The sequence below is a fragment of the Microbacterium sp. zg.Y909 genome, from assembly GCF_024626565.1.
This window is the reverse complement of record NZ_JANJFJ010000108.1, coordinates 1-12,691: the sequence shown is the minus strand read 5'-3', so window position 1 is coordinate 12,691 and position 12,691 is coordinate 1. Positions and strand designations below refer to the sequence as shown.

Here is a 12,691-nt window from a genome sequence, read left to right as displayed (position 1 = left end):
CGCGTCTCGACGGACACCCCGGCCTGACCGGTGTAGGCCTGCACGATGGGCAGGAACGATGCCGTCGCCAGCGCCGGCGCCTCGTCGGTGTACGTGTAGATGATCGTGGGCTCGGTCACGTCGTATTCTCCGTCCGGAACTGCAATTGTCTCGATATCAAGATACCCCGGGGACCGCCCAACGCCGGCGCCGATCAGATCGCCTCGAGATGCAGGACGAACGCCTGCGCCGGCCAGAGGGTCGGCAGCTGCAGTCCCACGTCGGACAGCAGCGAGCCGGCCAGGGTGATCTCGCCGGTGGTGAACCATTCCGGGGCGACCCACCCGTAGGCGGCGTCGCCGATCTCGCGCCGCACCCGCACCCGGTAACGCAGCTCGGGGCTCAGCCCGGGGATGCGCAGCCGCTCGGCGCGGGCGTCCTCGAGGCTCGCGACGGTGGCCACGATCACGACTGCGGCGTGGTCGGTCGTGAAGGCGGTCGCCCGCCACGCCGGGTCCCGCACCAGGGGATGGCGCACGGTCCCGGAGTGCACGATCGGACGCAGCTCGCGGTAGAGCGCGGCGAACCGGCTGAGCGCGGCGGTCTCCTCGGCGTCGCACGCGAGGATGTCCCATTCGAAGCCGGCCGAACCCATGAGACTCGTCGCCATCCGGTAAGACAGGCTGGTGCGGCGTCCCGAGCTGTGCGCGTCGGTGGGCCCCACGTGCGCGCCCACGAGTTCCGGCGGCAGCAGCAGCCCGGTCCACCGTTGGATGTCCTGCCGCTCGATCGGATCGTTCGAGTCGCTCGCCCACACCCGGTCGCACACCTCCAGCATCCCGAGGTCGGTGCGTGCTCCCCCACTGGAGCACGACTCGATCTCGAGCGCCGGATGCCGCGCCTTCAGCTCCCGGATCAGCTCATACACCGCGAGCATCTGCACATGGCCGCCCGGCCGCCCGGCATGCACGCTCTCGACCAGGTCGCGGTTGTGGTCCCACTTGATGAAGTCGATGCCGAGCCCCACCACCAGGTCGTCGATGCGCTCGAGGACGTGCGCGAACGCCTCGGGGTGTGCGAGGTCCAGCACGTACTGCTGCCGCCACGACAGGGCGGCGGGGTGGTCGAGGTGACCAGGCTCGTGCAGCAGCCAGTCCGGGTGGGAGCGCGCGAGGTCGGAGTTGAGACTCACCATCTCGGGCTCGAACCAGAGCCCGAACTGCATGCCGAGGGCGTGGACGCGATCGGCCAGGGGGGCGAGCCCGTCGGGCCAGACACGGCGGTCGACCACCCAGTCGCCGAGGCTGGTGGAGTCGTCCCGGCGCCCCTGGAACCAGCCATCATCGAGTACGAACCGCTCCACGCCGATCTCGGCCGCCCGCTCGGCGAGCGCCGCCAGGCGCTCCGGGTCCTGGTCGAAGTACACCGCCTCCCAGGTGTTCAGCACGAGCGGGCGCGGCGTCTGCGGATGCTGCGGCCGGGCACGCATCCAAGCGTGCACCCGTCCGGCAAAGCCGTCCAGTCCTTCATCGCTGTAGACGAAGGCGACGCGCGGCGCGTCGTACCGCTCGCCGGCAGAGAGCACCACCTCCCCCGGGCGCAGCAGCTCCCCGGCTCCGATGAGCGGCACCGCGTCGGTCAGGCGATCGGTACGCACCGTCACATCCGAGGACCACGCCGGATGCACGCCCCAGACCTCGCCGGAATCCCACCGCGCCGCGCCGCGCGACACGATGCCGACCAGCGGCGCGTCGTGCCCGGGGCGTCCCCGGCGGGACTGCCGCACGTTCGAGCCGGGCGGCAGGTCTAGGGCGACGGGGCGCTTCTCCCGCGTCCACCGCCCGTCGAAGGTCAGCAGCGCGTCCACGCCCGCCGGTACGGGGAGGGTGGCTTCGAGCCACCCGACCTCCACCGGCTCCGCGGCGGCGGGCAGTTCGAGTGCCTGGCTGACCCAGACGACCCCGCCCGCCTCGATGGTGACCTCGATCGTGAGCACCAGCCCCGACGTCTGGTCATCGGCGACGACGGTGCAGGCCGTAGCCGCCGCGGCGGCATCCCTCACCCGCCACCGCGGGTGGTGCAGCACTCCGCGGCGGCGGATCTCCAGCCCCGGCCGCCCCGCGAAGCCGTCGCCCTCCTGGGGGGAGAGGGACACCTGCCACGCGGCATCCAGCGTTCCCGGCGGAGTCTGTCTGCTGAGCGCGGCCGACAGCGCGTCGAGGTCCTCTGGTGATGGCTGCCCGAGGGCACGCCCCCAGTGCAGCACGCTCGGCAGGCGCTCACCGTCGTGCTCGAGCACGAGGGATACGCCGTGGGCCTGCAGGTGGATGTGGCGTGGCGTGGTCATCGCGTCCTCTCCGGAGCCGGTCGTTCGCCGGTGCCGCGCTCCAGCACCCAGGTGGGCAGCGCCACCTGCTGCGTGAAGCCGGCGGGGTCGGCCATGCGCTCCAGCGCGAGCGTCGCGGCTCGGCGGCCCAGTTCGAGCGGGTCGTAGCTGATGACCGTCACCCCGAGCACGTCGGCGGTATCGAAGTCGTCGAACCCGATGAACGCCGTGCGGCCGTCGTCGCGGCGAGCACGCAGCACGCGGAGGGCGCCGATGGTCATGCGGTTGTTGCCGGTGATGAACGCGGTCGGCGCGTCGTCCGCATCGAGCAGGTCGCCGACGAGCCGATCGGCGGGCACCGAAAGGTCGTCGCCCAGCCTCTCCCAGCGGCGCGAATCGTGGATACCATACGTCGCGAGCGCATCACGGTACCCCCGCAGGCGCTCGGTCTGCGTGTAGACGGATGCCGGGTTGCAGACGTACCCGATGCGCCGGTGCCCGTGCGCCAGCAGCCGCCGCGTCGCGTCGAACGCCCCGCGATGGTTCTCGAGCACCACGGCGTCGGCGACCAGGTTGCGCGCCGGCCGGTCGATGGCGATGACGGGGGTCCCCAGCTGCCGCTCGCCTTCCAGGTACGACTGGTCGTCGGCGACCGGGATGAGCAGCAGCGCCCCGATCCGCTGGGAGAGCAGGGCATCGGCAACCCGCTCCTCGCCTTCCGGCGTGTCGTCGGTGGTCGCGACGACGAGCCCGTAGCCGGCGCCGGCGAGCTGCTTCTCGATCCCCGAGGCGACCTTGTAGTAGAAGGGGTTGCCGAGCTCGCCCATGATGAACCCGACGGTGTTGGTGCCGCCACCGCGCCGCAGCCCGCGGGCGAGCGTGTTCGGCCGGAACCGCAACCGCTTGGCGGCCACGAGCACGCGCTCGACGGTGTCGGGAGCCACGAGGCCGCGGTGGGTGAAGACGCGGGAAACGGTCTTGGAGCTGACCCCCGCCAGGCGCGCGACGTCGTCGAGTGTGGCTCGCTGCTGCACGGTCACCGGGGACTCCTTCGTCGCGACGGGCTCAGGCTAGCATCCCGTGGTCGCGATGACGACGTAGGACATTCGCACGGACATTCCGCTCGTCGCCGAAAGGGACTTCGCCAGTAAATCCCTGATCAGGGTGTTTTGAAAACTGGCGGGCGCCACCTGGACAGACAGAGACAGCGTTGACATCGGGCCCTTGCGCACGCTTCCGGAGCGCCCCTACTCTGACCTCGCGACGACCCGACGACACGGCGGCGCGCGAGTTCAAGGGCGAACGATAGGAGACATCACATGGCACGCAAGGCGCTGGCAGGCATCGTCCTGCTGACCGCTGCCGGCGTCGCGCTGAGCGGCTGCGCAGGCGGCGGCGGGGGCGATCAGGCCGACAACACGATCGACGGCGAGGTGCAGGGCGAGATCAAGGTGATCACCTGGCGCACCGACCTGGTCGAGGACGGCACGTTCGAGGCATACGCCGAGGAGTTCAACAAGACCTACCCCGACGTCACCGTGACGTTCGAGGGCATCACCGACTACGCCGGCGAGATGCAGACGCGCATGAGCACGACCAACTACGGCGACGTCATCGGCATCCCGAACATCCAACCTGCACAGTTCGAGCAGTTCCTCGAACCGCTGGGCGAGACGGCCGACTTCGAGGACACCTACCGGTTCCTTCCGGCTGCCAGCTTCGAGGGCACCCAGTACGGCATCGCCTTCGGCGGCAACGCCAACGGCGTGGTCTACAACAAGAGGGTCTTCGAAGAGGCCGGTGTGACCGAGCTCCCCACCACCGAAGCGGAGTGGCTCGCGGCCTTGCAGCTGGTCGAGGACAACACCGACGCCATTCCGCTCTACACCAACTACAAGGACGGCTGGCCGCTGACGCAGAGCTTCAGCAACCTGGGCGCCGTCACCAACGACCCCGACGCGCCCATCACGATGGCGGAGAACCCGGCCCCGTGGACGGAGGGCACCGACGTGCATGCGATCGACTCCCTGCTGTTCGAGACGGTCGCCGCGGGCCTGACCGAGCCCGATCCGCTCACTACCAACTGGGAGCAGTCGAAGGTCGACCTCGGCACCGGCAAGATCGCGGCGATGACCCTCGGGTCGTGGGCGATCTCGCAGATGCAGGACGCTGCGGAGACCGGCGGCGCCTCCGCGGACGACATCGGCTTCATGGCGTTCCCGGCCGAGGTCGACGGCACGCAGTACGCCGTCATCGGCGGGGACTACAACCTGGCCGTCAGCAGGCACTCCGACGCCAAAGCGGCCGCGTGGGCGTGGATCCAGTGGGTCGTGTCGGAATCCGGCTACACCGAGGAGCAGGGGATGGTCTCCCCCGTCATCGACAAGGAGCTGCCCGAGACGCTGCAGGGGCTCTCGGAAGCGGGCGTGGAGCTGATGGAGATCAACCCGGCGCCGGCGGGCAAGGAGGGACTCATCAACGAGATCGCCGACGACTCGCAGATCGACCTGTATGGCCCGATCTACCGGCAGAAACTCGTCGACATCGCGCGTGGTGCCGCCGAAGGCGACAAGGAGAGCTACTTCGCCGAGCTCAACGAGCGGTGGGCAGCCTCGATGGCCAACGTCGCGGGCTGACCGGAAGGGACGGCGAGATGTCACTGGCCACACCGGGGGCGGCACCAGCCGATGCGCCCGCCGTCCTCTCCGCCCCGGCGCGATCCCGCCGGTTGCGCGGCACACGCCGCGCAGCCGCGGGAGGCACCGCGGCGCCGGGCGGGCGACCCGCCGGGCGCCGCCTGGCAGGCCGCCTCACCCCATGGCTGTTCCTGTCGGGCGCGGTGGGCCTGCTGCTGCTGTTCACGTACTGGCCCGCGCTGAACCTGTTCTGGTACAGCGTGACGGACTGGGACGGCATCGATCTCACCAAGGAGTTCGTCGGCCTCGACAACTACGCGCAGGTCTTCACCGACCCGCGCATCTTCAACGTCTTCTGGGTGAGCCTGTACTACTTCGCCGCCTCGTTCGCGCAGATGGCCATCGCCCTGTACTTCGCGACGATCCTGAGCTTCTCCACGCGACTGTCGAGCTTCTTCCGCGGCATCCTGTTCTTCCCGTATCTCATCAACGGCGTGGCCGTCGGGTTCGTGTTCCTCTATCTGTTCCAGCCCGGGGGAACGCTCGACACGGTGCTGGCCTGGTTCGGACTCGCCGACCCGCCGCAATGGCTCGGCAATCCCGACATCGTCAACTGGTCACTGGCGGGCACCTCGGTGTGGCGCTACACCGGACTGAACTTCGTGCTGTTCCTCGGCGCCATCCAGTCCATCCCCCATGAGCTGTACGAAGCGGCGGAGCTGGACGGTGCCAGCCGATGGCAGCAGTTCTGGGCCATCATCTTCCCCGGCATCCGTCGCATCGTCGGCCTGAGCTTCATCCTCGCCATCGCCGGCAGCCTCTCGGTGTTCGAGATCCCCTTCATCATGACCGGCGGCGCCAACGGCTCGGCGACGTTCGTCATCCAGACGCTGCAGACGGCGTTCAACTTCCGCCAGGTGGGGCTCGCCTCGGCGATGGCTGTGGTGCTGCTGATCATCGTGCTGCTGGTGACCTGGATCCAGCGAGCGCTCTTCCCCGACGAGAAGGTGGACCTGACATGACCGTCACCGTCGCGCCGCGCCGCCGGCACGCACCCTCGGGTCGCACCCTCGGCGAGCGCCTGCGCTCCACAAGCGCCACGACCGCCAAGTACGCCAGCCTGGTCCTCGCCGCCGTGGTGACCCTGCTGCCCCTGTCGGTGCTGCTGTTCGCGAGCCTCAAGACGGCACCGGAGTACGCGCAGTCCGGGCCCTTCGACCTGCCGCAGAACTGGCTGAACTTCGACAACTTCGTCACCGCGTTCACCAGCGGCAAGATGCTCGAGGGCTTCGTCAACACCGGCATCGTGCTGGCCGTCTCGCTCGTCGGCACCGTGTTCCTCGGCACGATGGCCGCCTATGCGCTGGACCGGTTCGCCTTCCGCGGCAAGAAGCTGGTCATGGTGCTGTTCCTCATCGCCACCCTCATCCCCGGGGTGACCAGCCAGGTCGCCACCTTCCAGCTGATCAACGGGCTGGGGCTGTACGACACCAAGGCCGCGCTCATCCTGCTGTTCATGGGCACCGACATCATCGCCATCTACCTGTTCATCCAGTTCATGGCCTCGATCCCGATCTCGCTCGACGAGGCGGCCATGATCGACGGGGCCAACCGCTGGACGATCTACTGGCGGGTCGTGCTGCCGCTGCTCAAGCCCGCCATCGCCACCGTGGTCATCATCAAGGGAATCGCCATCTACAACGAGTTCTACGCCGCTTTCCTCTACCTGCCGTCGGAGGGGTTCATCTCCACCTCGCTGTTCCGGTTCAAGGGCCCGTTCGGGGCGCAGTGGGAGGTCATCGCCGCCGGCACCATCGTCGTCATCATCCCGACTCTCCTGGCCTTCCTGCTGCTGCAGCGGTGGATCTACCGGGGCCTCACCGCGGGAGCCGTGAAATGAGCCTGGAGCGCAGGGAACTCCACGACGGCTGGACCGCGCAGGCAGCCGCCGGTCCCGCCCCTGCTCACCTGCGCGATGTGGTGATCCCCGCCGCGGTGCCCGGGACCGTCCACACCGACCTGCTGGCGGCCGGTCTCATCCCCGACCCCTACCGGGGCGCCAACGAGAACCTGCTGGCGTGGATCGGCCTGGTGGACTGGACCTACCGCACCACTTTCGCGTGGACCCCAGACGGGCACACGCGCCATGACCTCGTGTTCGACGGCATCGACACGGTCGCCGAGCTGTCGCTCAACGGCCACGCGCTGGGCGACGTGGCCAATCAGCACCGCTCCTACCGGTTCGCCGTCGACGGCAGGCTGATCGACGGCGACAACGAGCTCGTGGTGCGCTTCCGCGCCCCCGTCCCCTACGCCAACGCGCAGAGCCTGGCGCTCGGCGCGCGGCCGAGGCCCTATCCGCTGCCGTACGAGGCGATCCGCAAATCGGCGTGCAACTTCGGCTGGGATTGGGGCATCGCCACCTACACCAGCGGGCTCTGGCGACCGGTGCGCCTGGAATCGTGGTCGGTCGCGCGCCTGGCCGAGGTACGGGTGACGGCGACACCGGACGGTGCCGGCGGCGCCGTCGATATCGAGGCCCTGATCGAGCGGTCGCCGGATGCCACGGACCACCCGCTCACCGCCCGCCTCGCCGTCGACGGTCCAGGCGTCCCGGCCGCAGGTGCGCCCACCGCCGACGCGGACATCGCGGGAGACCGCGTGCACCTGCGCGTCACCCTCGACGACGTCAGACGATGGTGGCCGGCGGGGTACGGCGACCAGCCGCGGTACGACGTGGACGTCCAGCTGGCGGCCGGCGATCTGCTCGACGCGACGCGACGCGCGGTCGGGTTCCGCACCGTGCGGTGGGACACCGAGCCCGATGCCGCCGGCACGCCCTTCACGCTGGTCGTCAACGATCAGCCCGTCTTCGTCAAGGGCGTCAACTGGATCCCCGACGACGCGCTCCCCGCGCGCGTGGACCGCGCCCGGTATGAGCAGCGCCTGCGCCAGGCGGTCGCGGCGAACCTCAACCTCGTCCGCGTCTGGGGCGGCGGCATCTACGAGTCCGACGACTTCTACGACCTGTGCGACCAACTGGGGCTGGTGACGTGGCAGGACTTCCTCTTCGCCTGCGCCGCCTACCCCGAGGAGGAGCCGCTACGTTCCGAGATCGAGGCCGAGGCGCGGCAGAACATCGTGCGCCTGGCATCCCACCCCTCGCTCGTGCTGCTGACCGGCAACAACGAGAACCTGTGGGGGTTCGAGGACTGGGGCTGGAAGCGTCGCCTGGACGGCGCGACGTGGGGTGCTCACTACTACTACGCGCTGTTCCCCGGACTCGTGGCGGAACTCGCTCCCCACGTCCCCTACTCCCCCGGCAGTCCGTTCAGCCCGGGAACCACCTGGGACGGCGCCGTGCAGTCCGGTTTCCACCCCAACGACGAGGCGCACGGCACCACGCATCTGTGGGAGCAGTGGAACCGTCGCGACTGGCCGACCTACCGCGAGCACCGTCCACGGTTCGTGGCCGAGTTCGGCTGGCAGGGGCCGCCCACGTGGACCACGCTCACCGGCGCCCTCGACGACGACCCGTTGACGCCGGAGTCCCCCGGCATGATCGTGCACCAGAAGGCCCAGGACGGGAACGTCAAGCTGACCGACGGCCTGCTGTCCCACTTCCGCATGCCCGCCGACATGGAGACCTGGCATTGGGCCATGCAGCTGAACCAGGCGGTGGCGGTGCGGACGGCGCTGGAGCACTTCCGCTCCTGGGCGCCCCACACCATGGGTGCCGTGGTGTGGCAGCTGAACGACTGCTGGCCGGTCACCTCGTGGGCCGCGGTCGACGGCGAGGGCCGTGCCAAGCCGCTCTTCCATGCGCTGCGGGCGGCGTTCGCTCCCCGTCTGGTGACGGTGCAGCCCCGTGAGGACGGGCTCGCCGTCGTGCTGGGAAACGACACCGCTGAGGCCTGGGCGGGCACGCTGCGCGCGCGCCGGCTGCGTTTCGACGGCACCGAATCGGCGCGCGTCGACCTGGCGTTCCAGGTGGCCCCTCGTGCCTCGACGACGATCGGCGTCCCGCGGAACGTCGCCGATCCGGACGATCCCGCAGCCGAGCTGCTGGTCGCCGAGACCACCGACGAACGGGGGCTGTGGTTCTTCGTCGAGCCGCGTGACAGTGCGCTGCCCGACCCCGACCTGAGCGTGTCGACGGAGGTCACGGCGGACGGGACCGTCGTCACCGTGACGACGGATGCGCTGGCCCGGGACCTCACGCTGCTCGCCGACAAGGTGCATCCCGATGCCCACGCGACCGACGGACTCATCACGCTGCTGCCGGGGGAATCGGCACGCGTCCTCATCACCGGCGCCGGAGCCCTCAGCGCCGACGCGCTGCGCGATCCCCGTGTGCTGCGCACCGCCAACCAGCTGGTGGTGCGATGAGCGGGCTCGACACCTTCGTCTGCGGCATGACCTGGGGGTGGACCGGTGTCCGCGGCACCTGGCTGACCGACGCGGCAGAGCGGTCCATGCGCGAGATGGCCGACCACGGCGTGACCTGGACCGCCCTGTCGTACGCCGCGCTGCAGCAGACGCCGTTCTCGACGGAGATCCCCTTCGACGCGGAACCCACGGTCACCGATGCCGAGATCGTCAGCGCCATCCGCCGGGCGCACGCCCTGGGCATGCGCGTCTGCCTGAAACCCGTCGTGAACGTCGCGGACGGCACCTGGCGGGCCCACATCGGCTTCTTCGACTGGGACGTTCCCGGGGAGCCCAGCTGGACGCAGTGGTTCGCCTCGTACACGCGCTTCATCGTGCACGCCGCGCGCATCGCCCAGGCCGAGGGGTGCGCCATGCTGTCGGTCGGCTGCGAGATGGTGCGCGCCGACGGACAGGAGGAGCACTGGCGCCGGCTCATCACGGCGGTGCGCGCGGAGTTCACCGGACTCATCACCTACAACTGCGACAAGTACCAGGAGGACCGCATCACCCGGTGGGATGCCGTCGATGTCGTCTCCTCCAGCGGGTACTACCCCGTCGACACCTGGGAGGACCAGCTCGACCGGATCGAACCGGTCGTGAGGGCGTCGGGCAAGCCGTTCCTCTTCCTCGAAGCCGGCTGCCCGAGCCGCTCCGGTTCCGCGGAGCGACCGAACGACTGGACGCTTCCCGGGGAACCGGACGGCGGGGAGCAGCTGCGGTACTACCGGGCGATGTTCCGCGCACTCTCTCGGCGGGACTGGGTGCGCGGCATCGTGCTGTGGGACTGGCCGGCCCACCTGTATGCGCCGGACGACGCCGGACACAACGACGACTACTGCCCATACGGCAAGCCGGCCGGGGCGTTCCTGCGCGAGACGTACCGCGCGCTCGCACGGCAGGAGCCGGTCGGATGATCGAACCGGCGGTGCTGGCGATCGACGCCGGACAGACGGGAATCAAGACGCGCGTGCAGTGGGCCGGTGCGGCGCACGAGGATGTCTTCCCCGGCATCCGCACCCATGCCCCGCTGTTGCCGCAGCTGGCGCAGGTCGCGCGTGCGGTCATGGCGCGCGCGAGCGCACCGGTCTCGGTGGTCGCGGCCGGAGTGTCCGGCCTCACGTCCGGTGAGGCGGATGCCGGTGCGCTCGGGCGATTGCTGACCGGCACCGCGGTGACCCGCACGGTGCTCGCACACGACTCCACGACCGCCTTTCTCGGCGCCCTCGGCGACCGGCGCGGCGCGGTCATCGCCGCGGGCACCGGGGTGGTCACCCTCGCTGTCGGGGCCACCACCATGGCCCGCGTGGACGGGTGGGGATACCTGATCGGCGACGCCGGCAGTGGGTACTGGATCGGACGGGAGGCGCTGGACGCGGCCCTGCGCGACTACGACGGTCGCGGTCCCGCCACGGCCCTGCGGTCGGCGGCCGAACAGCGGTGGCCGTGCCTGACCGAGGCGTACATCGATCTGCAATCGCGTGACGACCGGGTCACGATCATCGCCTCGCTCGCCACGGATGTCGCCGCACTCGCCGAGTCCGGTGACGCCGTCGCGCAGGACATCACCCGGCGGGCGGCCCGCGAACTCGCGCACAGCGTGACCACGGCCCTGTACCGGGTCGACCGTCCTGCGGATGGCGCCCTGCCCGTCTGCGCGCTGGGCGGCGTCTTCCGCGCCGAGGCGCTGCGTGCCGCATTCGCCGCCGACATCGCCACCGTCGATCCCGCCACCGAACTCGTGGCGCCGTCGGGCCAGGGTCTGGACGGCGCCGTCGCCCTCGCCGCCCTCTCCCCCCGGCATCCGCTCGCGGCGTCGGTCTCGGTGAGCGGGTGAGGCCGGTCGGGCCCCGCTGAGTCCTCGGGACGGGCGGGCGGGACGGCCGTGACCGCCCCGCTCACCCGGTGCTCAGACCAGCGACTCCCGCCAGGCGGCGTGCAGCTGGGCGAACTTGCCGGTGCCGGCGATGAGGGCCGCCGGGGTGTCGTCCTCGATGATGCGGCCGTGCTCCATGACCAGCACGCGGTCGGCGATCGCGACCGTCGACAGTCGGTGCGCGATGATGATCGCGGTGCGGTCCGACAGCAGCGTCTGCAGCGCCTCCTGGATCATCCGCTCACTGGGCATGTCCAGCGAGGCGGTCGCCTCGTCGAGGATGAGCACCGCGGGATCGGCCAAGAACGCGCGGGCGAACGAGATCAGCTGACGCTGACCGGCCGACACCCGGCCGCCGCGCTTGTTGACGTCGGTGCTGTACCCGTCGGGCAGCGCCTGGATGAACGCGTCGGCGCCGACCGCGCGTGCCGCAGCCACGATCTCGTCCATCGTCGCGTCGGGCTTTCCGAGCGCGATGTTGTCGGCGATGGTGCCGCTGAACAGGTACGCCTCCTGCGTGACCATGACGATCGCGCGCCGCAGATCCTTCGGGTGCAGGTCGCGCAGATCCACACCGTCCAGGCTCACCTCGCCGCGGCTCGGGTCGTAGAACCGCGACACGAGCTTGGCCAGCGTGGATTTGCCCGCGCCCGTCGTCCCCACCAGGGCCACGGTCTGGCCGGCGGGGATGTCGAGCGAGAAGTCGGGCAGGATCGTGCGGCCCGCGCCGTATCCGAACTCGACGCCGTCGAAACGCACGTGACCGCGGGCGTGCCAGAGGTCCACCGGCACGGCCGGGTCGGGGACGGTCGGCTCCTCCTCGAGGATGCCCGACACCTTCTCGAGCGCGGCGGTTGCCGACTGGTAGGAGTTGAGGAACATCGCGATCTCCTCCAGCGGGCTGAAGAAGTTGCGGATGTAGAGCACCACCGCCAGCAGGCTGCCGATGAGGAACGAGCCGTCCACGACCCGCAGCGCACCCCACAGCAGCACGATCGCCATCGTCACGTTGGCGATGAGGATCAGGCCGGGGTCGAGGATGCCGAACAGGCGCACGAGCTTCAGGTTCACCCGGCGGTAGTCCGCCGAGATCTCGCCGAACTCGGCGTCGTTGCGCTTCTCCTTTCGGAAGGCCTTCACCGCGCGGATGCCGGTCATCGTCTCGACGAACTGCACGATCAGTCGCGCACTGACGACCCGCGACAGGCGGAAGCCCTTCTGGGATTCCCGGTAGAACCAGCGCATGAGGAGGAACAGCGGCAAGCCCATGACGACGAGGATGAGGCCCGACTGCCAGTCCACGAGGAAGAGCGCGACCAGCGTGAAGACGCCGTACAGCGCCCCCTGCACGAGTTGGTTCAGTCCCCCGTCTAGGAGTTCCCGGATCGACTCCAGGTCGCTCGTCTGCCGCGAGATGATGCGTCCAGAGGTGTAGGTCTCGTGGAA

The 12,691-nt window shown here is 69.9% G+C and carries 10 protein-coding genes; 6 read left to right on the top strand and 4 right to left on the bottom strand.

The window, feature by feature from the left end:
• From NQ160_RS09975 to NQ160_RS09965, 3 genes are all read right to left on the bottom strand, one after another.
• Positions 1-119, bottom strand: a 119-nt coding sequence (locus NQ160_RS09975; protein WP_257515090.1) for an NADP-dependent isocitrate dehydrogenase, incomplete at its 3' end; no start/stop codon positions are given.
• A gap of 74 nt (positions 120-193) precedes the next feature.
• Positions 194-2,326: an alpha-galactosidase gene (locus NQ160_RS09970; protein WP_257515089.1), complete on the bottom strand. Its 2,133-nt coding sequence runs from the start codon at positions 2,324-2,326 to the stop codon at positions 194-196.
• Positions 2,323-3,345, bottom strand: coding sequence for a LacI family DNA-binding transcriptional regulator (locus tag NQ160_RS09965; RefSeq protein WP_257515088.1), 1,023 nt, complete (start codon positions 3,343-3,345; stop codon positions 2,323-2,325). The genes NQ160_RS09970 and NQ160_RS09965 overlap by 4 nt, the downstream gene beginning before the upstream one ends.
• Positions 3,346-3,624: 279 nt before the next feature.
• Between NQ160_RS09965 and NQ160_RS09960 the strand changes: the two genes are divergently transcribed.
• The 6 genes from NQ160_RS09960 to NQ160_RS09935 are packed head-to-tail and all read left to right on the top strand — an operon-like array spanning position 3,625 to position 11,206.
• Positions 3,625-4,941 carry an ABC transporter substrate-binding protein gene (locus NQ160_RS09960; protein WP_257515087.1) on the top strand — a complete coding sequence of 439 codons (1,317 nt, stop codon included), beginning with the start codon at positions 3,625-3,627 and terminating at the stop codon, positions 4,939-4,941.
• A 17-nt stretch (positions 4,942-4,958) separates the two neighbouring features.
• Complete coding sequence (locus NQ160_RS09955) at positions 4,959-5,963, top strand: carbohydrate ABC transporter permease (RefSeq protein WP_257515086.1); 1,005 nt, start codon at positions 4,959-4,961, stop codon at positions 5,961-5,963.
• On the top strand, positions 5,960-6,841 hold the full coding sequence (locus NQ160_RS09950; protein ID WP_257515085.1) for a carbohydrate ABC transporter permease: 882 nt from the start codon (positions 5,960-5,962) through the stop codon (positions 6,839-6,841). Before NQ160_RS09955 ends, NQ160_RS09950 begins: the two co-directional genes overlap by 4 nt.
• Positions 6,838-9,330 (top strand): glycoside hydrolase family 2 protein, encoded by a 2,493-nt coding sequence (locus NQ160_RS09945; protein ID WP_257515084.1) that lies wholly within the window; start codon positions 6,838-6,840, stop codon positions 9,328-9,330. Before NQ160_RS09950 ends, NQ160_RS09945 begins: the two co-directional genes overlap by 4 nt.
• The gene (locus NQ160_RS09940; protein ID WP_257515083.1) at positions 9,327-10,286 is read left to right on the top strand and encodes a glycoside hydrolase family 113; all 960 of its coding nucleotides are present in this window, start codon (positions 9,327-9,329) and stop codon (positions 10,284-10,286) included. The genes NQ160_RS09945 and NQ160_RS09940 overlap by 4 nt, the downstream gene beginning before the upstream one ends.
• Complete coding sequence (locus NQ160_RS09935; RefSeq protein ID WP_257515082.1) at positions 10,283-11,206, top strand: N-acetylglucosamine kinase; 924 nt, start codon at positions 10,283-10,285, stop codon at positions 11,204-11,206. The genes NQ160_RS09940 and NQ160_RS09935 overlap by 4 nt, the downstream gene beginning before the upstream one ends.
• Before the next feature lie 72 nt (positions 11,207-11,278).
• Here the strand turns inward: NQ160_RS09935 and NQ160_RS09930 are convergent.
• A partial coding sequence (locus NQ160_RS09930; RefSeq protein WP_257515081.1) for an ABC transporter ATP-binding protein occupies positions 11,279-12,691 on the bottom strand: 1,413 nt, incomplete at its 5' end.